A 22,782-nucleotide genomic window follows, 5' to 3' on the forward strand; every position below is an offset into this window, starting at 1 on the left:
GGAATAAAAAAAGACTGCTGAGATTCCTCAGCAGTCTTTTTCATGTACATTACATTGAGAAGAAGATCCATACAGTTAAACCAACTGTTGCAGTTGCAACGAAGAAACTGTATATCATTGTAAGAATTTGAACTCTTCCTTCTCCTTCTTTTAAATGCATGAACATAATTAATTGTAACAATGCTTGCGCAACAGCCATTATGATAATAGTTGTTAAGACTGTTGAAAGTGGCAATGTTGTGTAAAGTGCCACGTATAACGCTAGAAACGTTAATGCAAGCGATAAAATAAATCCGAAAACGTGTGACCAAGGGAATCCGCTATGCGCATGCCCGTTTGCTTGATTGTTGTTTTGAGCCATTTACGCCACCATCCCGTTCAAGTAAACTAGTGTGTAAATAAAGACCCAAACTAGATCAAGGAAATGCCAGTATAAGCTGATAATGAATACTTTACGAGCTGTAACTGGTGTTAAACCTCGTTTTAAAATTTGGATAATAACACAAGTTGCCCAAATGATACCGCCTGTTACGTGGGCTCCGTGCGTTCCAAGAAGAACGAAGAATGCAGATAGGAACGCACTTGTTTGAATTGTTGCGCCTTCACCGATGTACATAATGAACTCTTCGATTTCAAAGAATAGGAAACCTGCACCTAAAAGTAATGTAAGGATGAACCATCCAAGCATTGCTTTTTGGTTGTGCTTACGCATTTCGTGAATTACGATACCACATGTGAAACTACTTGTTAAAAGTAGTAATGTTTGAATTAAAAGCGTTTTAAGTTCAAACAGTTGCGCTGGAGTTGGGCCATCTGCCGTACGACCAGCAAGGACTAGATAAGAGGCGAAAAGTGTTGCGAACAGCATAATTTCAGCCCCAAGAAAAATCCAGAATCCTAGGATATTCAATCTGCTTTGTTCGGATTGATATTCCAAAGGTAAGCTTTTATCTAAAGCCGCCATGTCATTTCACCTCTCATGCTATATGTTCTGTTTCTTTAATTTCATCAACACTTACGTAGTAGCCATCATCATAATCGAATGAACGATAGATTAAGCAAGCTAAAATACCAACGCCGCCGATTGCTGCAAGCCAGAACCAGCTAAATACTAATGCGAAACCTGCAAGACCGAAGAATAAAGACGCAATAATAGGCACACCAGAGTTACTTGGCATGTGAATTGGTTTGATATCTTCTGCTGCTGGTGTAACTGTTTCTCCGCGTTTTTTCATGTACCAGAAAGCATCAGCTTCTTTGATTTCTGGAAGTTTCGCGAAGTTGTAATGTTGTACAGGAGATTGAGTTGCCCATTCAAGTGTACGGCCATCCCATGGATCTCCAGTTGTGTCACGTTCACCGTGACGTGCACTCCAAATTACGTTGTAGCAAAGAAGTAGGAAGCCAATACCCATCATTACCGCACCAACAGATGCGATTTGGTTTAGCCATCCCCATCCAAGACTTTCAGAGTAAGTGTACATACGACGAGTCATACCGTCTAAACCTAAGAAGTACATTGGGAAGAAACAGATGTTGAATCCGCTCATAAAGATCCAGAATGTCCATTTACCTAGGCGTTCATTTAACATATGACCAGTCATTTTTGGATACCAGAATGTGAATCCAGCAAGCATAGCGAATACTGTACCTGCGATTAATACGTAGTGGAAGTGAGCGATTAGGAAGTAGCTGTTATGGTATTGATAATCAGCTGCTGCCATTCCAAGCATAACCCCTGTAACCCCACCGACTACGAAGTTTGGAATAAATGCCAATGACCAAAGCATTGGAACTGTAAAACGGATACGTCCTTTATACAGTGTAAACAACCAGTTAAAGATCTTAACCCCGGTTGGAATCGAAATCGCCATTGTCGAAATCGAGAAGAATGAGTTAACCGCTGGACCTGCACCCATCGTGAAGAAGTGGTGAAGCCATACGACGAAACTTAGTAAAGAAATTGCAACCATTGAGTATACCATCGCACTGTAACCGAATAGACGCTTACGTGAGAATGTACTAATGATTTCAGAGAAAATACCGAATGCCGGTAAAATAACGATATATACTTCAGGGTGACCCCATACCCAGAACAGGTTGGCCCATAACATCGGCATACCGCCGCTCGCCATCGTAAAGAAGTGAGCATCGAATAGACGGTCAAATGTCATTAATGCAAGAGCAACTGTTAATACTGGGAAAGCGAAAATAATGATAATTGTTGTAATTAAGATTGACCAAGTAAACATTGGCATTCTCATTAAAGTCATACCAGGTGTACGCATTTTTAAGATAGTAACAAGGAAGTTAATACCGGTCATTAGCGTACCGAGACCTGAAATCTGTAATGCAATTGCGTAGTAGTTATTTCCTACGCCTGAAGTAAACTCTGTACCTGCCATTGGGAAGTAAGAAGTCCACCCAGCGTCTGGAGAACCACCGATTACGAAAGCGATGTTGAATAACATTGCTCCGACAAAGAATAACCAGAAACTTAAAGCATTTAAGAACGGATATGCAACATCACGAGCACCAATTTGTAATGGTACTACAAGGTTCATTAATCCCATAACGAATGGCATTGCCATGAAAAGAATCATTACTGTACCATGCGTTGTAAAGATTCCGTTATAGTGTTCAGCGTTTAAATAAGTTGTTTCTGGGAATGTTAATTGTGCACGGATCATTAAACCATCCATACCACCACGGAATAACATGATAACCGCAGAAATAATATACATGGCTCCGATTTTTTTATGGTCAACAGTTGTTAACCATTCGTCCCAAAGCCATTTCCATTTTTTATACTTTGTTAGTACGAAAATGATTGCTAATGTCACAAGAACGATAGAAGCGTCTGCACCGTAAATAATCGGGTCACCTGTGACAAAGAATTCATCAAGCTTCACTGTGTTCACTCCAATCTGTTGGAATAATAGCTATTATTTTTTGTTTTTGTAGTAGTTGTAATCACAATATTCAAGTGATTTTGGATCTACATAACTTAAGTGGTGACTAGAGAATGTCATACGACCAACTACACCAGGTTTAACAATTTCGTTGTACTTAGCTTCTGTTAGTTTAGGAGCAGTTTCTTGTACTTCTTTAACCCACTTGTCATATTTCTCTTTAGTTTTCGCTTCAACTTCGAACTCCATGTGTGTGAATCCTTCACCAGAGAAGTTCGCACTACGGCCTAGGTAAGAACCTGGCTTATCAGCTTGTAAATAAAGATCCATAATCATGCCATCCATTGTGTACTTCATACCACCAAGTTCTGGTACCCAGAAAGCATTCATTGGGCCGACAGAAGTCAGTTTGAATTGAATTGGTACACCAGCTGGGATGTTTAAATAGTTAACGGTTTCAATTTTTTCCTCTGGGTAACTGAATAACCATTTCCAGTTTGCAGATGTAACATAAATTTCAACTGGTTTAATATGTTTGGACTCTTTCGGAACCTCTTCCGAAGCATAAGTTGCTTTTACTGTTGGAATCGATAATGCGATAACGATAATAACAGGAACAAGCGTCCAAATAATTTCTAGTAATGTGTTACCGTGTTGTTCAGGTGGCTCATAGTCCATATTCTCTGGTTTTTCACGATAACGAATCAAGATGACTGTAAACAGAATGAATACAATTGCGATAATTAATGACATAAGCAAGAATGACCAAACAATTAAATCATACTGTGCTTTTGCAACAGGTCCTTGCGGATTTAATACTGCGAGTTTTTTATCACAGCCACCGAGGAACAGAAGTAATGATAACGGAAGAAGCGAAGCCAACTTCCAAAACGCTTTCTTTAGTTGCACGATTGAAAATCTCCTTTCTCCTTGGATTGAAACTATGCCAATAAAACAATATAAACCTATTAATTTATAGAAGGCAATAGTTTTTGATATATTGTTAAAAAATAGACACAAATGCACACTTTTTAAGGTGAATATCATTTGTAACTTGATTACATTGTAAACTATTTTCCAGAGAAAAACGTGATTGTGAAAATTTTAAGATAAATAAAGTTATACCAGGATATCCAAGAAATAGAAAAAAGCTATCTTATCATAAGAAAGATAGCTGAATATTTTGTATATTTAGTTTATTTCTTGTGTGATAGTTCGTGGCTGTTCAAGTGTGACAACTTTTTTATATTTAACTTGGTATAAAATGTAACAAGTAATCATAAATGGAATACCACAATAAAGAGCAATTCTTTGATCTGGAATGAAAGCCAAACTAACAAATGTAATGAAATTGAGCGAGAACGCTACGATTGGAACTAGCGGATAGAGCGGTGTACGATATTTTAAATCATTTATGTCGCCACCATTTTTCACGAAATTTCTACGGAAGAAAAACTGTGAAGCGGCGATTGACATCCACACGACAACAGCAGCCATCGCTGCAATAGAGGTTAAAACTAGAAAGACAGTATCTGCCGCAAATACACTTGTTAATAAAGAAAGGCTAGCGAAAATTAGGCTGAAAATTAGTGCATTTAGCGGTACACCTTTTTTAGTTAATTTCGTAAATGCTGGACTTGCCATTCCTTGTTTTGCCATCGCCCAAAGCATACGAGAATTTGCGTATAGACCAGAGTTAGCAACGGATAATACAGCTGTAATAATAACGAAGTTCATAATGTCTGCTGCATATGGGACACCGGCTACATCAAAAACAAGTACAAAGGGACTTTCGACTAGATTAGCCTCTTGCCATGGGAGTAAACCTACAACAACTGATATCGCTAAGACGAAGAAGAAGAGAGTTCGCCAAATTGTGTTTTTGATTGCTTTTGGAATTGTTTTTTCAGGGTTTTCACTTTCTCCTGAAGCGATTCCGATTAATTCTGTTCCTTGGAAGGAGTAATTTACTGTAATCATCGTAAGAAGAACAGCTAATGCGCCGTTTGGAAATAGCCCGCCATTTTCAGTGAAATTATGAAGCATTGGAGCTGGCTTTCCATTAAAGTCTAGTAGACCGAACATAACAGCGCCACCAAGTACGATAAAAATAACAATTGTCGCGACTTTTACACTTGCGAACCAAAACTCTGCTTCTGCATATGCTTTTGCTGATAAAGCGTTTACGAGGAATAGCGCTGCTGCAAATGTAACGCACCAAATCCATGAAGAAACGTCTGGAAACCAGCGTTTCATTAAAATACTTACAGTTGTTAACTCTACTCCCACCGTAACAGCCCAATTTAGCCAATACATCCAACCGACAACAAATCCAAAACCAGGTGAAATAAATTTGCTTGCATAGCTTTGGAATGAACCTGCTTCTGGCATAGCAACGGATAATTCACCAAGACATAACATCGTTAAATACATAACAAATCCACCGACTAAAAATGCAAGAATAGCACCACCAGGTCCGGCATTATGGACGATTTGACCAGATCCCATAAATAGACCGGTTCCGATAACGCCGCCGAGTGCAATCATAAATAGGTGTCTACTTTTCATTGTTCGTTTTAAATCTGTTTGTTCAATTTGTTGATTCATATGCCCCTCACCCCGTATTTTCTTGAATGTGTGAACTTCGTTTTATTCTGAGTTTTTAATCATTAGTGGGGGATGCAAAACACACTCGGTTTATTTGCTATGAAATGAATGGAGTATGTAAAAAAACGAACTATGACTAAATACTCTAAGAATGTTTGTTAACATGGTGATATCTTCACTATGTTAACAATTTTGATTTTAGCAAAATATTCTGGAAATGTATATTTATTTTTCTTTTTATTAAAAATAATTAGAATTTTTATAATTAATTCTATGAGCGATAATTCACATGATCTTTCTAGCAAACTAGTAAGAAGAAGGGTACAATGATAAGAGTTGTGTCTGTAAAATAATAATTAATGGAGTTTTGTTTATAATGAAAAAGTTAAAATATCTTTTTGTTTTTGGGATTATACTTGCTGCTGCATTTTTTATAGGAAAAGATAAAATCATGCAAAAGGCGCAAGTTCTACGCTTAGAGTTTCTATCTGAAATGAAAGAAGCAGCTATGATTGAAGATGTTCCGTTTATTAAACAATTACCAGAATTACCTCGAGGATGTGAAGTGACAAGTTTAGCTATGTTGCTGCAATATAAAGGTGTACAAGTAGATAAGATGCAACTTGCTAGCGAAATTCATCGCGTTCCATTTGAACAAAATGGCGTACGGGGAAATCCTTACGAAGGGTTTGTTGGAAATATTTACACAAAGGCAGAGCCTGGATATGGTGTATATAATCAACCGATTTTTAATTTAGCAGAAAAATATGTTCCTGAAAAAGTAATTAATTTAACAGGTAGAGACATGCAAGATATATATAAAGTAATTAGTTCTGGTTCACCGGTATGGGTCATTATCAATACGACGTTTAAGCCGCTAGCTGAAAGTAGTTTTGAAACATGGAATACGAGTTCGGGCGAAGTGAAAATTACATATTATGAGCATAGTGCAGTAGTAATTGGATATGATCAAAACTTTGTATATGTAAATGATCCTCTTAAAAATAATCCGCGTTTGGCTGTTCCACGAGCAGAATTTGAGAAAGCTTGGGAGCAAATGGGAAAACAAGCAATTACTATTTTATGATAATGAAAAAGTCATCTTTTGGGTGGCTTTTTCTTTTTAGTTTATCATCACTGAAAATTCAGAAGATTCTTTTAAAAGTTAACAATTCACGTTATAATAACATTTAACTTGGTGAAGAAGGAGTGAAGGGGTATGGATGTTGCAAAGGAACTTGTTTTGTCAAAAAATCAGTTAGTTGAGTGGAGAAGGCATTTTCATAAGTATCCAGAGTTATCTTTTCAAGAAGAAAAAACATCGCAGTTTGTGTTCGACATACTTCGAAAATCCCCGTATTTAGAAGTGTCACGGCCGACTAAATATAGTGTGATGGCAAAATTAGTAGGTAAACAGCCGGGCAAAACAGTTGCGGTTCGAGCCGATATGGATGCTCTTCCTATTCATGAAGAAAATGAGTTTGATTTTATTTCTACATATAAAGGTGTGATGCATGCATGTGGTCATGATGGACATATAGCGATATTACTTGGGGTTGTACATAAGTTAGTGGAAGAAAGAGAGAAGATTAAAGGGGAGATTCGTTTTCTATTCCAACATGCTGAAGAGAATTTCCCTGGTGGTGCAGAGGAGATGGTTGCTGCAGGTGTAATGGAAGGTGTGGATTATATTATTGGTGCTCACCTTTGGGCGTCGTTAGAGGTTGGGAAAATAGGCGTTATTTATGGTCCTGCAATGGCTGCACCGGATGTTTTTAAAATTAAGATAGAGGGAAAAGGTGGACATGCTGGAATCCCTCATGAAACGGTGGATAGTATCGCAATCGGAACACAAGTCGTTTCGCAACTTCAGCAAATTGTATCTCGCCTCACGAATCCATTAGATTCGCTCGTAATATCTGTTACGCAATTTCATGCGGGGACAACTCATAATGTAATACCAGAGCAAGCCGAGATTGAAGGGACAGTGAGAAGTTTAAGACATGAATTACGAGGTGAAACAGAGAAGAAGATTGAGCGGATTGTGAAGTATATTACGGAATCTTACGGAGCGAAATATACATTTTCATATGAATATGGATATCGACCAGTTGTAAATGACTATGAAGCTACAGAGCTTATTGAACAAACGGCATTACAACTTTATGGAAGGGATAGAGTTGTTCGTTTACAGCCAACGATGGCTGGAGAAGATTTTTCAGCGTTTTTACAAAAGGCACCGGGGACATTCTTTTTTATCGGAGCAGGAAATAAAGAGAAAGGTATTATATATCCTCACCATCACCCTCGTTTTACGATTGACGAAGATGCATTACCGATTGGAGTGGAAGTCTTTGTATCAGCCATTATGAACTTTATAAGTAAAGGAGAATGAGATGAAGAAAATACACATCCTAGCGCTTATTCCAGTTCTTTGTTTAGTAGTTGGGCCAATATTTGCGAATTCAGTTACTCCTTACGTATTAGGGATGCCCTTTTTATTATTTTGGGTATTATTATCAGTGTTTATTACATCTCTTTGTATGGGGCTTGTGTACGTGTTTGATCCTGCTAATAAGGAGGATGTAAAATGACTGCATTACTTATCATTATTTTATTTTTGTTTCTCGCACTATTTTTAGGGATTCGGGCACAACATGGAAAAGATATGAATTTAGAGCAATGGTCAGTTGGAGGAAGAGGGTTTGGCACTATTTTTGTTTTTCTCCTTATGGCAGGTGAAATTTATACGACGTTTACATTTTTAGGAGGAAGCGGCTGGGCATATAGTAAAGGCGCACCTACCTTTTATATTTTAGGCTATGGTGCTTTAGCTTATCTTTTATCGTATTTTTTATTGCCACCGATTTGGAAGTATGCAAAAGAGCATAACCTTGTTTCGCAGTCGGATTTTTTTGCGAAGAAATACAGAAGTAAGGCGCTTGGACTTATTGTTTCAATTGTTGGTGTTGTTTCCATCATCCCATATCTTGTTTTACAGTTAAAGGGACTGGGAATTATCGTTTCAGAAGCGTCTTACGGAAGGGTATCACCTGTTGTTGCGGTTTGGATTGGTGCTATTGTTATAACTATATATGTAATGGTTTCAGGTATATACGGTTCAGCTTGGACGGCTGCTTTGAAGGATATTATGATACTGTTTATCGTTATGTTTTTAGGTATATATTTACCGTATCATTATTATGGAGGATTTCAGCCGATGTTTGAAGCTGTAGAAGCAGCGAAACCAGGATTTTTATCTTTACCTGAAGAAGGAATGAGTATTTCTTGGTTTGTTTCTACTATTATATTAACGGCCCTCGGTTTCTATATGTGGCCTCATACATTTGCTTCTGCTTTTTCTGCAAAAAATGAAAAAGTATTTCGTAAAAATGCAGCAATTATGCCATTGTATTCTTTAGTGTTACTTTTCGTATTTTTCGCAGGGTTTGCTGCTATATTGCAAGTTCCTGGGTTAAAGGGAGCGGATGTAGATCTTTCGTTAGTCCGTCTTGCTTTACAAACTTTTGATCCTTGGTTTATTGGGATTATTGGTAGTGCGGGAGTATTAACGGCATTGGTTCCAGGCTCTATGCTTGTTATGGCGGCTTCTACACTGTTAGCAAAAAATATTTATCGAACGATTGTTCCATCTGCTTCAGATAGACAAGTTGCTAAGATGGCAAAATTATTTGTGCCTGTAGTAACGCTCGTGGCAGTTTTATTTACATTTAAAGGAGGGGAAACAATAGGAGCGCTTCTCTTAATGGGGTACAGTATCGTTACGCAACTTTTCCCTGCACTTGTATGTAGCTTGTTTCCACGCCAAATTGTTACGAAGCAAGGAGCGATTGCAGGAATGGGAGTTGGGCTGTTAGTGGTCGCATATATTACCTTATCTGGCTCAACTATAGCTACGATGTTTCCGAGTTTTCCGCAGTATATAAAAGATTTGAATGTGGGCATAGTCGCATTGTTAATTAATATGATTGTGATGTTTGTAGTTAGTGGATTTACAAAAGGTGTATTTATAAAGAAAAACACTACAATAGTAGAAAAGTAATTCGTTTATTGGAGCTATCTTTGCAAAGAGATAGCTCTTTTTTGTATATATTTTCTTCTATTAGCGGAATCTAACTAAAAACTTGTTGAAAAGGAAGTTAGGTGGGGAAATTGTTAGAGCTTGAAGGTAACTTATTTGAAGTTATGAAAGAAATTAGGGATGAGTTAGGTTCACCTAACGATTTAACAATTAGAGAAGTTGCTCTTGCTGGGAGTTTTACACGTTGTGCGGTTGTGTTTTTATGTGGATTAACAGATAAGGATAATGTTTATAAATATGTCATTCGCACACTGCAATACGAAGAAATTCAAAATGAGGAAGCTGTTGTTCAAACGTTATTGGATCGTTTTATTTCTATCGCAGAAGTGGGTGTAAAGACGAAGTTTCCAGATATTATGAATGCGATTTTAGCGGGAGATACAGTTATATTAATTGATAATATTCAAACTGCTATCGTTATTAATAGTAGGGCTTGGGAGAAGAGAAGTTTAGAGCCACCAGTGACAGAAGATTTAATACGCGGACCGAGAGTTGGATTGAATGAAGATATTAATGTGAATAAAATGTTAATCCGACGCAGTTTACGCGATCCAAAGTTGAGGTTCCAATCTTATATTATGGGGAAGCGATCGCAGAAAGAAGTAACCCTAGTATATATAGAAGATATTATAAATCCTCACATTGTAAAAGAGTTAGATCGCCGTCTTCAATCAATAGTGACAGATGTCGTTTTGGAAACAGGTACGATTGAACAATTAATTCAGGATAATAATTTATCCCCATTTCCACAATTTTTGAATACGGAGAGGCCTGATAATATTATAGCCTCATTAGCGAAAGGGAAGGCGGCCATTTTAGTAGATGGATCCCCGTTTGCTCTTATCGCGCCACTCGTATTTGTTGATATTTTTCAATCTGTAGAAGATCATTACGAGCGCTGGGTGATTGGAACGTTATTAAGATTTTTACGTATGGGATCAGGTATAATTGCGGTTTTGTTACCAGCTATGTATGTAGCGCTTGTATCTTACCATCAAGGACTTATTCCTTCTAAACTGGCTTATTCAATTGCGGGTGCGAGGGAAGGTGTTCCGTTTCCAGCATATATTGAAACGTTAATGATGGCCTTGACTATGGAATTAATACGAGAAGCTGGAATTCGATTGCCGAAACCGATGGGACAAACGATAGGGATTGTAGGAGGTCTTGTAATTGGAGAAGCTGCGGTAAATGCAGGGATTGTAAATCCGTTTTTAGTTATTATTATTGCGGTTACTGCGATTGCTACGTTTTCGCTTCCTGTATATAGTATTACGATTACGTTCCGAATTTTACTTTTCGTCTTTGTATTAGCTGCAACGGCTTTTGGGTTGTATGGGATCATTCTAGCTCTGATTGCACTTGCTATTCATATTACAAATTTAACAAGTGTTGGTATACCGTATACAACCCCAATTGCTCCTGCATTTTATAAAGATTGGAAAGAAGAATTTATTCGCATGCCAAAATCGATGTTGAAAGATAGACCAGAGTACTTACAAACAAAAGATTCTACAATACGTCCAAAGGAGCGAAAATAAGTGAAACCATTTGAGTATGGCGATGAAGAGATTGGATCTCGGGAAATTGGGTTTGCGGTATCATCGACCATTATTGGTATAGGGGCATTGTCTATGCCAAGAGATATCGCTAACCAAACTTTATTTTCGGACGGTTGGATTATCTTGCTTTTGGGTGGATTGATCTGCGCAGTTTTAGGTTGGTTTGTGACGAGAGTAGCTATCTTATTTCCGAAACAAAATTTTGTTCAATATACGAGTGCGCATTTGACGAAGCCTGTTGCATACACAATTAGTAGTATTTTAGTATTAACGTTTGCTGCTTTGACAGCATATGAATCGCGAATGATTTCAGTTATTTCTCAAACGTATTTATTTAGTGATACACCGATACAACTACTGTCTTTCTTCTTCTTATTAGTTGTTATTTATGGAATAGCAGGATCACGAGCAGCCTTATTAAGGTTAAATGTTTTATTCTTACCTATTGTTTTAATTGCAATAGTACTTCTTTCTTTATTGAATATAAATTTAATGGAAATAAATAATTTACTACCAGCTTTTCAAACGAAAGTAAGTCAATATGCTGTTGGAGTTAAAAATTCTATTTTTACGTTTATTGGATTTGAAGTAGCTTTATTTTATGCGGTGTTGCTAAATGATAAGACAGCGAAAAAAGCGCCAATGGCAGTCGCGAAAGCGGTGATGGTAAACGTGCTGTCATACATTTTAATTTATGTAACTTGTATTAGCGTTTTTACTTATATGACAACACGTGGATTGACATATCCAACAATTGAATTAGGGAAAGAAATTGAAATTGGGGGAGGATTTTTAGAAAGGTTTGATGCGATTTTTTTTACGACTTGGATTATTACAATTTATAACACTACAGCAATGTATTATGACGTCGCATCTTTATTGTTTTGTGCTATGTTTCCGAAAGTGAAGAAACATATTTTTATTTTCGTAAGTGCCCCTATTATTTTTATGGTGAATATGATACCTAGTAGTTTGAATACTTTATCAAGTTATGGGACTTATTTAGCTTGGATAGATATGGGGTTTGTTGTGTTAGCTCCTTTGCTCGTTTTAATTATATATAAAATAAAAAGAAGGAATGGTGGCAATGAAACGCCTTCTTAAAATTATAATGGTTATGGCTTTAACTGGATTTATGAGTGGGTGTTCTGAGTTAGAAGAGATAGAAGAAAGAGGATTTGTAGTAGGAGCGGCTTACGATATCGTGAAGGAGAAGAAAGCGAATCCAATTATGAAAGGGACCTATCAGATGGTACTCCCTAGTAAATTGTCTCAACAGGGCGGACAAGGGGGTGGGGATAGCGAAAATTATATTAATGTTAGTGCAAAAGCAGATAGTGTATTTGAACAAATAAGAATAATCGCAAAAAAAATTAGTCGTACATTATTTTTCCCTCATATACAGGTGATTATTTTCTCTGAAGAATTACTTTCACATCCATACATTTTACAAAATACGTTAGATGTATATATTCGCGATCATGAGATGAGAAGAAATATTCGTTTGTTCGTTTCTAATAAAAATGCCGAAGCTATTTTAAAACAAAGTGCCAAGCCTGAAAATTTACCGGCGCAGTATATTGATATGTTAGCTGAACACCCTCCGAAAAATGCCCAAATGATTGAGGCTGCAAGAATTGGTGAGGTGCAGGAAAAGATGATCTCTAACCGAAGTTTTGTATTGCCTATTCTGGAACTAACAAAGCAAGGAGTACAAATGAACGGTGCAGCATTGTTTCGTGGAAAGGATAATAAGTGTGTAGGCAATTTGAGTGGGGAAGAAACATTAGGGATGAATTATATAATAGGTAAAAAAATTGGAGGCTTTTTTACCATCCGTAAAAAGAATCAACTTATTACATATGAAATTCATAAGTTACGTCGAAAAATTAAAGTATCCACAACGAATGCTACAAAACCGAAATTTAATATTCATTTATTTCTGGAAGGTACAATAGCTGAGTTGCACTTTAGTGATCATAAAAAGGTTTTGAATGAAAAGCGTTTAGAGAAGGATATATCGGAAGAAATGGAGGAGCGTATTCAAAAATCGATTAAGCTTGTTCAAAAAAAATATAAGGTAGATGTATTAGAGTTAGGGGAAGTGTATAAGAGACATAATTATAAAGAATGGACAAAAATAAGTAAGAATTGGGATCAAGGCGAAAATTACTTTAGTAATGCTGAAATTACTGTTCACGTTCATCCAACAATTGAACATTCAGGTTCAGCTTTACCGAAAAGAGTGAAATAAGGTGATGAAAGTTGTTTACTGGATTAGGAATTAGTTGCACGATATTAATGGCGGTGCTGCCGGGGGCTATTTATTTCATTCATAAAAAACTCACAAAGTATGGAGCGCAGCCGTGGAATACTGATGTACAAAAAAAGAAACCTGAATGATTTTCAGGTTTCTTTCGGGCAAAGCATATGTGAAGGGGGATGCCTTCTATGTATGCTTTGTTTTATACAAGCCCTAACCAATGTACCAATTGTGTAGAGAGGAATGTAACAACAATGGCGATAACGGTAGGGATTGCAAACGATAAGAATGTCCATTTTGCACTTTTTGTTTCTTTGTATATGTTAACCAGTGTTGTTCCACACGGGAAATGAAGAAGTGAGAACAACATTGTGTTTAACGCTGTTAACCAAGTCCAACCATTTTCTAGGAATAGATTTTTAATTTGATTAAAATCATCTATTTCAGTTAAAGCCCCAGTTGATAAGTAAGACATTAATAAAATTGGGATTACAATTTCATTAGCGGGTAGTCCAAGAATGAATGCAGCTAGAATAAACCCGTCAAGTCCTAACATTTTAGCAAATGGATCTAGGAAATTTACAAAATACATAAGTAAGCTTGTGTCACCGATAAAAATATTAGCAAGTAACCAAGTTAATGCAGCTGCAGGGGCAGCAACAACTATAGCTCGTTTTAAAACGTAGATTGATTTATCGAGTGTTGCGCGAACAATTGTATTCCAAACTTTTGGCTTGCGGTACGGAGGTAACTCCAGTGTGTAGTGAGTTGGAACCCCTTTTAAGGCTGTTTTTGATAGTACCCAAGAAACAGTTAATGTCATAATAACACCAATTACAACCATTCCAACTACAACGCCAGCAGTAACCAATGTTTGCATACTGCCTGTATAACCAGCAGCCATAAATAGTGAAGCCATTAAAATTAACATAGGCCAGCGACCGTTACAAGGAACGAAGTTGTTCGTTAAAATTGCTAGCATACGTTCACGTGGTGATTCAATGATACGTGTTGACATAATGGCTGCTGCATTACAACCAAATCCCATTGCCATTGTTAAAGATTGTTTCCCGTGTGCGCCGGATCGTTTGAATAAGCGGTCCATATTAAACGCGACACGTGGTAAGTATCCGTAGTTTTCTAATAGCGCGAACATAGGGAAAAAGATTGCCATAGGTGGTAACATAACGCTAATAACAGCACCGATACCACGGAATAAACCAAGTATTAAAATGCCATGTAACCATTCAGGTGCATGCGCTGCTTGGAACCAAGATGTTAAATATCCTTCGGCCCATCCGAAGAATTCGGCAATCATATCAGATGGTACGTTAGCGCCTGCAATTGTAAGATAAAAAATAATAGATAAAATACCGAGCATAATTGGGAATCCCCAGATTGGAGATGTGAAAATTTTATCTAGTTTTTCGGAACGATATAATTTATCAGTATTTGTATATTGGACAGATTCTTTACATATGCTTGCAGATGTTCGGTAAATATCTCCGACTATATCATCTCGTATATCTTCTGTTGAAAGTGATTGTGCATGTTGAATAATATAGTCTAATGGAAGAGCTTTACTGGCTGAGTGAGATTCCATTAATTACGACCTCCCTTACAAGTGGTTCATTATGGTGTTTTTGAAGTGTAGTTAAGAAATTTTTATCTCCATCTAATATACGTAACGCAATCCAACGTGCTGGATACGTATCACCGAACACTTTATAAATTTGTGGTTCTAATTCCTGAATCATATTTTCGATTTTTTCGCTGTAAGTAATTTTAATTGGTGTTGGAATTAGTTTTTTATTTGCTACTTTTGCAATAACATTTAGCAAATGACCAATACCTACTCGGTTACGTGCTGAAATTTTAACGACAGGTACACCAAGTGATTTTGCTAATTTCTTTTCATCAATAATAATGCCTTTTTTCTCGGCTTCATCAATTAAGTTAATGCAAATGACTACATTATTTGTCATCTCCATCACCTGGAGTGCTAAATTTAAATTTCTTTCCATAGCAGTTGCATCTATGACAACTACAGTTACTTCTGGTTTTTCGAATATAATATAATCCCTCGCTACTTCTTCGTCTGCGGAATTTGAGTATAGTGAGTAAGTTCCAGGTAAATCTATTAATGTATAATTACTTCCGTTATGTTCATATTCTCCTTCAGCTTTTAAAACAGTTTTTCCCGTCCAGTTTCCAGTATGTTGTTTTAAACCTGTTAAAGTATTAAATAATGTACTTTTCCCGGTATTCGGGTTACCAGCTAAAGCAATACGATGTTTGCTCATCTGAAATCATCTCCTATTAATACCCCGAAAATAAGGGAGCTTTCTTCTTTGCGCAGTGCAATAGTTGTGTTGCTCACTTGATAAGCGACCGGATCTCCAAGTGGACTGCGTTGCAATACTTTAATCGTTGCCCCTGGGATAAATCCCAAATCTAATAAACGTCGTTTCATAGTTCCTTCTAATTGTATCTTCTCAATTTGTACAAACTCCCCTGTTTTAAACTCGGAAAGGGGTTTAGTATTAGCCGATACCATAAAAGTTACCTCTTCTCTATATTTTTAGTGTTAGTTTAAAAAGTTTCCTTAGGTAAACTTTTTGTTAGTAATATAGTAGACTACATTGGATGATGCTGTCAATTAGTACTTTAAAAATATTCATTTAATTTTAGAATTGTTCCAATTTATTTAGTTGTACTAAAAAATATTACTGAAATTCTTTTTAATGTGCATAAATTAGGCGTGAAAAAGTTACAAAATACAGCGGAATTGTAAATGTAACTTTAACTAAAAGGGAAAAAGAGAGAAAAACATTTACATTGAATTTACATTGTTAAGAATAAATTTACATTACAGCATAGTTAGTGTGGTTTTTGTTTGCTTCTTTAACTACAAATGTTGGGATTCCTAGCTTTTGAGGATGATTATCGTCATTTACTTAAAATTAAAAATTGCTTAACACTCACATAATATTGTTGTCCTACAATGAATTTGTGTTCGAAAGAAAATGAATTCGAAAAGTGATAATCCAAATGGGGGTACAAGACATGGTTATGAAAAAAGGTATTAAATTTTCTTTAGCAGCTTTAGTGGTAGCAGGAGCATTAGTTGGGTGTGGGAAAGCAGAAGATACAACTAGTAAAGAAACTGCTAAAGGAAGCGATAATACAAAACAAGAATTATCAGGTACGATTGCAGCAGCTGGTTCTACAGCTCTTCTACCTCTTGCGGAGGAAGCTGGAAAGAAATTCATGGAGAAAAATTCAAAAGTTTCTATTCAAGTTCAAGGTGGCGGTAGTGGAACTGGGATTAACCAAGTAGCATCTGGTGCAGTACAAATTGGTAATTCAGATGTTCCGTCTGGAGATAAAATAAAAGATGCTGAAAAGGCGAAAGAATTAGTAGATAACAAGGTAGCGGGTATTGCATTCGCTCTTGTCGTAAATAAAGATGTAAAAGTTGATAACTTAACAGTGCAACAAGTACAAGATATCTTCACTGGAAAAGTAACAAACTGGAAAGAAGTAGGCGGAAAAGATGAAAAAATCAACGTAATTAATCGTCCGGCTTCATCTGGTACACGTGCTACATTTGAAAAAACGATTATGAAAGACGCGAAAATTAATGATGGAACTGGTACAACACAAGATTCTAACGGTGCAGTAGAGCAAGCTATCAATTCTACTCCAGGTTCAGTAAGCTATTTAGCGATGTCTTACATGGTTGGAGATAAAAAAGGTGCACTACAAACAGTGAAAATTGATGGTGCTGAACCGAAAGTTGAAAACATTGCGTCTGGTAAATATCCATTCTGGTCTTACGAGTATATGGTAACAAAAGGTGAAGCGAAAGAAGCAACAAAAGCTTACATCGATTATGTAAAAGGTAAAGACTTTGAAAAGCAAGTAGAAGATATGGGCTACATTCCAATGTCTAAATTAAATAAGTAATAAAGTTTTATGGGGCTGGCTGCAAGGCCAGTCCTGTTCATTTCAATCTGTGAAGTGGGGTCTGTCCTGTGATGAAGGGGAAAAAACAAATTAATTACGTGAAAAGTGAATATATAGGAAGATCACTTGTTACGTTTTGTGGTATTTTTATTGTTTTAATTACATTAGCTATTATTGCGTTTATTTGTGGTAAAGGTATTCAATCTTTTACACAAAGTGGTATCTCATTTACTGAGATGTTAACATCGACAAAATGGAATCCAAATGCTGATCAAGGATCCTTCGGGGCTTTAATTTTCATTGTAGGTTCAACGGTGGTTTCGTTAGGTGCGGTTATTATTAGTGCACCAATTGCTATAGCTCTTGCTATATTCATGAATTTAATTTCGCCAAAGTTTGGAAATAAAGTATTGAAGCCTGTTCTAGAATTGTTAGTTGGTATTCCTTCGGTTGTATACGGATTATTAGGTGTTACGATTTTAGTACCACTATTACGTGATTCGTTTGGGGGAGTAGGCTTTAGTTTAATTGCAGGTATTGTTGTATTAAGTATTATGATTTTACCTACTATTGCTAGTATCGCTTCTGATGCAATACGTTCTGTTCCATTTGATTATTTAGAAGCTTCTTATGGTCTAGGATCAACGAAATGGCAAGCGATTAGCCGAGTGATTGTTCCTGCTGCGAAAAAAGGGATTTTAACAGGTGTTGTTTTAGGCTTAGCGCGTGCTTTCGGTGAAGCGTTAGCGGTTCAAATGGTAATCGGGAATACGATTAAATTACCAGAAGGAATATATAGTCCGACAGCGACGTTAACTGGTATTTTAACAATGGACATGACGAATACATTGAACGGAACTGCTTGGAACAATGCGCTATGGACTTTAGCGATGATTTTACTTGTTATTTCATTCCTGTTTATTTTAGTAATTCGAGCGATTGGGCAAAGAGGTGAGCGATAATAATGAATGCAAGAACGGTAAATAAAGTTTGGACAGGTATCTTTTATGCGGTTGCGGCTTTAGTTGTAGCTTTGCTAGTGTTCTTAGTATTTGAGATTTTACAAAAGGGATGGGGATTTTGGGATCCTAATTTCTTGTTTGGAGAACCAAGCAATACAAGAGCTGGTGGTGGGATTGGTCCGCAGTTATTCAATTCCTTCTACATGCTTGTTATAACGCTTATTATATCTATTCCTCTTGGATTAGGTGCTGGAATATATTTAGCAGAGTACGCAAAACAAGGACGTTTTTTAAATTTTGTTCGTCTATGTATAGAGACGATGGCGTCTTTACCTTCTATTGTTGTTGGTTTATTTGGTTTGTTAGTGTTCGTTACAATGACAGGTTGGGGATACACAGTAATGGGTGGTGCTCTTGCTTTAACTATTTTAAATTTACCAGGTTTAACGCGTGTTTGTGAAAATGCGATTTCAGAAGTTCCTCATAATGTAAAAGAGGCAAGTCTTGGATTAGGTGCAACGAAGTGGCAAACAATCGCTCGTATTATTATCCCATCGTCATTACCACAAATTATTACAGGGATTATTTTAGCGGCGGGTCGTATATTTGGGGAAGCGGCAGCATTAATTTACACAGCGGGTTTAACATCCCCGATTTTAAATTCAGCAGCGGATTTCTCAAGTCCTGCGCATCCTTTAAATCCGTTTAGACCAGCTGAAACATTAGCGGTTCACATTTGGAAATTAAATTCTGAAGGAGTTATTCCAGATGCGAAGTTGATTGCGACAAAATCTGCAGCTGTATTAATTATTATGGTATTACTATTCAATGTTATTTCACGCTTGATAGCATCTATATTACACAAGCGCTTTACAGGAACGAAAAGAAAAAGTAAAGCAACGAAAAAGGTAAAAGCGGCATAAATTATAAAGAAGAACTCTCTATTTATAAGTAGGGGGTTCTTTTGTATTTTAATATAGAAGGAATGGATGTAATGGTTGTTGAATTTGTGATTAATTATAAAGAAGAACAGATGTAATTTAGAGAGGAGTTTTAATTTGTTTTTTCTGCAAATGTCAGGTTTTCCTGGGTCAGGAAAATCGACAGTTTCTAAGTACATAGCGAAATTAACAGGTGCTGTAATTATAGATCAGGATGTTTTGAAATCCGCGTTGTTAAAATCATTAAAAGTAAAAGGAATTGAATCAACGATTGTTGGTGGGCTTGCGTATGATGCCGAATGGGTATTGATTGATTCTTATTTAGAACAAGGGCATAGTGTTATATTGGATAGTCCGTGTTTATATGAGGGAATGGTTGAAAAAGGAAATAAATTATCAACTAAACATGGTGTGAAATATAAATATATTGAGTGTTATCTTAATGATATGGAAGAGATTAATAGGAGACCGCAAACACGTAAGCGTATGATCAGTCAAATTGAAAAGGTGGAGTCGGAAGTAGGTTTTGAAAAGTGGTTAAATGGTAGTCAAAGACCTTTAAATAATGAATACCTTATTGTGGATTCTAGTAAACCTATAGAGCAATATGTGGAAAAAATGATGGATTATATGACTAAGTAGAGAAAAGACGTTATCTTCATTTGTGAAGATAACGTCTTTTGTTTTTAAATATCAGGTGTTTCTGTAGAAGTGCTTATTTTCCTACGGGAGCGTCTTTTTCTCCCGATTTTGTCTAATAATTCATACATAACTGGAACGACTACTAATGTAAGAATAGTTGAGACTGCCAAACCACCGATAACAACGACGGCTAAACTTTTTGATACCATACTTCCTGCTTGGGATTGGCCAAATAGGAGTGGGAGCATAGCAACGATTGTTGTTATAGCTGTCATAATAATTGGGCGTAGTCTAGTAGAGCCTGCTTCAAGTAAGGCTTCTCTTGTTTCCATTCCGTGTTCCCGATTTTGTTGGACTCTTTCTATTAATACAATAGCATTTGTAACGACAATCCCGATTAACATTAATGCGCCGATCAAGGAATTTACATCAACAGGTGTTCGTGAAATGATTAATCCTAAAATACCACCGACAGCAGCTAACGGCAAGGAGAATAGGATTGCAAAAGGAGCGCGTGCTTGCCCGAAGGTGATAACCATAATTAAATATACAATCCCGATTGCAATCCCCATAATTTTGAATAAATCTGTAAAATTCTCTTGCATAGATTCAGTAGCTCCTGCGATATTTACTTTTGAACCGCTAGGTAAATCTAAGTCAGTTATCGCTTTATTTACTGCTGTGTTTACTTTACTCAAATCTTCATTTGAAGCTTCGGCGGCAATTTGAATTGTTTCTTTTCCGTCTTTATGGAAAATTTCTGTTTGCGTTTGTTTTTCTGAAATAGTTGCGATGTCTTTTAAAGGAATTGGTCCATTAGTAGGTGATAGTATGTTTGTATTTAAAATATCTTCTTGTTTAGTAATGTTTTCCTTTTTATGTTCTATCATAATAGTAGTTTTTTCATTATTAATTGTAATTTCGCCAATAGGTGATTTCTTCATAAGGAATGCTACTTGTTGCGCAGCTATTTCCGGTGTTAAACCTAGTTGTTCAGCCTTTGTTTGATCAATATGAATTTGCCATTCTTTCTTAGAGTCTTCTAAATTCGTTTTTACTTTAGAAAGATCATCCATGCTTTTTAGTTTTGTTTCGACGATAGTAGCCGCCTCTTTTAAATCCGCTTCGTTAGTAGCTGTTACGTTAAATTGTAAGTTGTTGCCGCCGCCAGAGCTTGAATAACTGGTTTTTATATAATCAAGTTCAGCAGGCTCAAAAGTTTTATTTTCCTTTTTTAACTCTTTAATATATTGATCAATATCAGAACCTTTTTTAAAGACTACAAATATACTAGCAAGGTTATTTTTAGTTGTTTGCCCCCATTGTGCATCTTCTGCGCTAGATCCCATTCGTAAAATAACGTCTGTTACATCTGAATTAGAAAGTAATTTCTTTTCGAAATCGAATGCTTTTTGTTTTTGAGCTTCAGCATTATAATCGGCTGGAAATGTCATGTTAATAGATAACATTGTGTCGTCCTCAGATTTTATGTTTGCTTTCGGTAGTAATATATAGGCTGCAATTGATCCTGCAAATAATAAAAATGCAGTAAGTAGAATAATGAATTTATGAGAAAGAGACCACTTTAACGTAGTGACATATCGTGATGAAGAACTTGGCTTTCGATGCTTTGTTTTTTTGAGTAGTAAAAAAGCCATAAGTGGAACGACTGTGAGTGCAACGATTAAGGATGATAGAATAGAATATACAACTGCTAATACCATAGGTAACATTAATTTTCCGATTGCTCCTGATACGAGGCCGATAGGTAAAAAAACAGCGACCGTTGTTAAAGTAGAAGAAGTAATTGCGACGGCAACTTCTTTCGTTGCATCAAGAATAATATTTTTAGAGAAAGAATCTTTTTGTAAACGGCGGAAAATATTCTCGATGACAACGATACTATCATCGACGAGACGTCCAACCGCAACAGCTAAACCACCAAGGGTTAAAATGTTAAGTGTGATGTTAGATTGATGTAGTAAAAAGAGTGTTAATAAAATAGATAATGGAATACTGACAACAGCGATGAGTGTTGTTCGGAAGTTACGTAAAAAGATTAAGATAATTAGAGTTGCAGCGATTGCTCCAAGTATTACTTCTTTTCCCATGCTAGTAACAGCATTTTCAACTTGTTCATGGGTTGAGGCCAAAAGTTTAATGGAAAACTGATCTTTATATTCCTTATTTATCTCTTTAACTTTTTTATCAATCTCTTTTCCAATTGCAACTGCATTTTTGCTCGGTTCTTTCATGATGATTAATCCAGTGCCTTCTTCTCCGTTTATATGTGAGATTGTATCGTAGTGTTGTTTGATTTCGATTTGAGCAATGTCTTGCAATTTTACTTGGGGTACCACAGTGATGTTTTTAATGTCATTTACATTTTTTATGTCCCCAATGACGCGGAGATTGTATTCTTCCTGATTAACAGTAATTGCCCCAGCTGGAGTAGAAGTTTCTTTTCCTTGTAAAACAGTGAGTACCTGCTGTGATGTTACGTTTTTGTTTTTTAATTGGTTCGGATCAAGTACGATAGATAATTCAGAGGTGGATTTTCCGAAAAACATAACATTAGCAACACCATCAATGTTTTCGAGTTGTGGTACGATTTCTTTTTCAATTTGTTTTTCATCTGCTTTTGAAAACCCGTTTTGTTTCTGGATAGTAATTTGGGCGAGTGGAATCATAGAAGTGTTTAGTTGACTAACTACGGGCTTGGTTACATCTTTAGGTAATTTAATTGTATTGACGGCTTTTTCGACTTCGCGTGCTGCATCTTTCATGTTTGCTTTTGATGTATACGCAATGTCGATACGTGA

21 protein-coding genes (1 of these 21 cut by a window edge) are annotated in these 22,782 nt (G+C 36.5%); 12 read left to right on the forward strand and 9 right to left on the reverse strand.

Features of this window, described 5'->3' with window-relative positions; genetic code table 11:
• Window positions 1–49 precede the first annotated feature (49 nt).
• The 5 genes from qoxD to ACUXVC_RS03585 all read right to left on the reverse strand — a co-directional run bounded on the left by qoxD (window position 50) and on the right by ACUXVC_RS03585 (window position 5,519).
• Window positions 50–361 carry a cytochrome aa3 quinol oxidase subunit IV gene (gene qoxD, locus ACUXVC_RS03565; protein WP_000068425.1) on the reverse strand — a complete coding sequence of 104 codons (312 nt, stop codon included), beginning with the start codon at window positions 359–361 and terminating at the stop codon, window positions 50–52.
• Window positions 362–964 (reverse strand): cytochrome aa3 quinol oxidase subunit III, encoded by a 603-nt coding sequence (gene qoxC, locus ACUXVC_RS03570; RefSeq protein WP_000729314.1) that lies wholly within the window; start codon window positions 962–964, stop codon window positions 362–364.
• 13 nt (window positions 965–977) lie between these two features.
• Entirely contained in the window at window positions 978–2,912 is a 1,935-nt protein-coding gene (qoxB, locus tag ACUXVC_RS03575) for a cytochrome aa3 quinol oxidase subunit I (RefSeq protein WP_000762374.1), read from the reverse strand.
• 33 nt (window positions 2,913–2,945) lie between these two features.
• Window positions 2,946–3,821 (reverse strand): cytochrome aa3 quinol oxidase subunit II, encoded by an 876-nt coding sequence (locus ACUXVC_RS03580; RefSeq protein WP_001176165.1) that lies wholly within the window; start codon window positions 3,819–3,821, stop codon window positions 2,946–2,948.
• 282 nt (window positions 3,822–4,103) lie between these two features.
• Window positions 4,104–5,519: an amino acid permease gene (locus tag ACUXVC_RS03585; protein ID WP_446025920.1), complete on the reverse strand. Its 1,416-nt coding sequence runs from the start codon at window positions 5,517–5,519 to the stop codon at window positions 4,104–4,106.
• Between the two features lie 376 nt (window positions 5,520–5,895).
• Here ACUXVC_RS03585 and ACUXVC_RS03590 point away from each other — a divergent pair, with 376 nt between their 5' ends.
• From ACUXVC_RS03590 to ACUXVC_RS03625, 8 genes are all read left to right on the forward strand, one after another.
• Window positions 5,896–6,606 (forward strand): C39 family peptidase, encoded by a 711-nt coding sequence (locus ACUXVC_RS03590; protein ID WP_000734491.1) that lies wholly within the window; start codon window positions 5,896–5,898, stop codon window positions 6,604–6,606.
• Between the two features lie 132 nt (window positions 6,607–6,738).
• A complete protein-coding gene (locus ACUXVC_RS03595; protein WP_064532085.1) occupies window positions 6,739–7,914 on the forward strand; it encodes an amidohydrolase in 1,176 nt (391 codons plus the stop codon).
• A gap of 1 nt (window position 7,915) precedes the next feature.
• Window positions 7,916–8,113 carry a DUF3311 domain-containing protein gene (locus tag ACUXVC_RS03600; RefSeq protein WP_000719836.1) on the forward strand — a complete coding sequence of 66 codons (198 nt, stop codon included), beginning with the start codon at window positions 7,916–7,918 and terminating at the stop codon, window positions 8,111–8,113.
• Window positions 8,110–9,582 carry a sodium:solute symporter family protein gene (locus ACUXVC_RS03605; RefSeq protein WP_446025921.1) on the forward strand — a complete coding sequence of 491 codons (1,473 nt, stop codon included), beginning with the start codon at window positions 8,110–8,112 and terminating at the stop codon, window positions 9,580–9,582. The genes ACUXVC_RS03600 and ACUXVC_RS03605 overlap by 4 nt, the downstream gene beginning before the upstream one ends.
• Window positions 9,583–9,683: 101 nt before the next feature.
• On the forward strand, window positions 9,684–11,162 hold the full coding sequence (gerLA, locus tag ACUXVC_RS03610; protein ID WP_103574563.1) for a spore germination protein GerLA: 1,479 nt from the start codon (window positions 9,684–9,686) through the stop codon (window positions 11,160–11,162).
• Window positions 11,163–12,287, forward strand: a complete 1,125-nt coding sequence (gene gerLB, locus ACUXVC_RS03615) for a spore germination protein GerLB (protein WP_000802006.1) — start codon at window positions 11,163–11,165, stop codon at window positions 12,285–12,287.
• Entirely contained in the window at window positions 12,271–13,437 is a 1,167-nt protein-coding gene (gerLC, locus tag ACUXVC_RS03620) for a spore germination protein GerLC (protein ID WP_144465663.1), read from the forward strand. Before gerLB ends, gerLC begins: the two co-directional genes overlap by 17 nt.
• Before the next feature lie 11 nt (window positions 13,438–13,448).
• Window positions 13,449–13,586: a hypothetical protein gene (locus ACUXVC_RS03625; protein WP_446025922.1), complete on the forward strand. Its 138-nt coding sequence runs from the start codon at window positions 13,449–13,451 to the stop codon at window positions 13,584–13,586.
• A 62-nt stretch (window positions 13,587–13,648) separates the two neighbouring features.
• Here the strand turns inward: ACUXVC_RS03625 and ACUXVC_RS03630 are convergent, their stop codons facing one another.
• Genes ACUXVC_RS03630 through ACUXVC_RS03640 form a run of 3 tightly spaced genes read right to left on the reverse strand, consistent with a single transcriptional unit; the run spans window position 13,649 to window position 16,003 of the window.
• The gene (locus ACUXVC_RS03630) at window positions 13,649–15,049 is read right to left on the reverse strand and encodes a nucleoside recognition domain-containing protein (protein WP_144465662.1); all 1,401 of its coding nucleotides are present in this window, start codon (window positions 15,047–15,049) and stop codon (window positions 13,649–13,651) included.
• Window positions 15,027–15,749, reverse strand: coding sequence for a FeoB small GTPase domain-containing protein (locus ACUXVC_RS03635; RefSeq protein WP_106823158.1), 723 nt, complete (start codon window positions 15,747–15,749; stop codon window positions 15,027–15,029). Before ACUXVC_RS03635 ends, ACUXVC_RS03630 begins: the two co-directional genes overlap by 23 nt.
• A complete protein-coding gene (locus ACUXVC_RS03640) occupies window positions 15,746–16,003 on the reverse strand; it encodes a FeoA family protein (protein ID WP_000252989.1) in 258 nt (85 codons plus the stop codon). The genes ACUXVC_RS03635 and ACUXVC_RS03640 overlap by 4 nt, the downstream gene beginning before the upstream one ends.
• 509 nt (window positions 16,004–16,512) lie before the next feature.
• Here ACUXVC_RS03640 and ACUXVC_RS03645 point away from each other — a divergent pair.
• The 4 genes from ACUXVC_RS03645 (at window position 16,513) to ACUXVC_RS03660 (ending at window position 19,960) form a co-directional block, all read left to right on the forward strand.
• Window positions 16,513–17,415 carry a phosphate ABC transporter substrate-binding protein PstS family protein gene (locus ACUXVC_RS03645; protein WP_000245112.1) on the forward strand — a complete coding sequence of 301 codons (903 nt, stop codon included), beginning with the start codon at window positions 16,513–16,515 and terminating at the stop codon, window positions 17,413–17,415.
• Between the two features lie 71 nt (window positions 17,416–17,486).
• A complete protein-coding gene (gene pstC, locus ACUXVC_RS03650) occupies window positions 17,487–18,377 on the forward strand; it encodes a phosphate ABC transporter permease subunit PstC (protein ID WP_000676676.1) in 891 nt (296 codons plus the stop codon).
• 2 nt (window positions 18,378–18,379) lie between these two features.
• On the forward strand, window positions 18,380–19,300 hold the full coding sequence (pstA, locus tag ACUXVC_RS03655; protein ID WP_000994139.1) for a phosphate ABC transporter permease PstA: 921 nt from the start codon (window positions 18,380–18,382) through the stop codon (window positions 19,298–19,300).
• Between the two features lie 135 nt (window positions 19,301–19,435).
• Complete coding sequence (locus ACUXVC_RS03660; RefSeq protein WP_144465660.1) at window positions 19,436–19,960, forward strand: AAA family ATPase; 525 nt, start codon at window positions 19,436–19,438, stop codon at window positions 19,958–19,960.
• Window positions 19,961–20,004: 44 nt separating this feature from the next.
• On the opposite strand, the gene ACUXVC_RS03665 is transcribed toward ACUXVC_RS03660, so the two are convergent.
• On the reverse strand, window positions 20,005–22,782 hold the 3' portion of the coding sequence (locus ACUXVC_RS03665; RefSeq protein WP_095691394.1) for an efflux RND transporter permease subunit. 267 nt of this gene lie beyond the right edge of the window; only the last 2,778 of its 3,045 coding nucleotides appear in the window; its start codon lies off the right edge, out of view; it ends in the stop codon at window positions 20,005–20,007.

The sequence above is a fragment of the Bacillus sp. N6 genome, assembly GCF_052805735.1.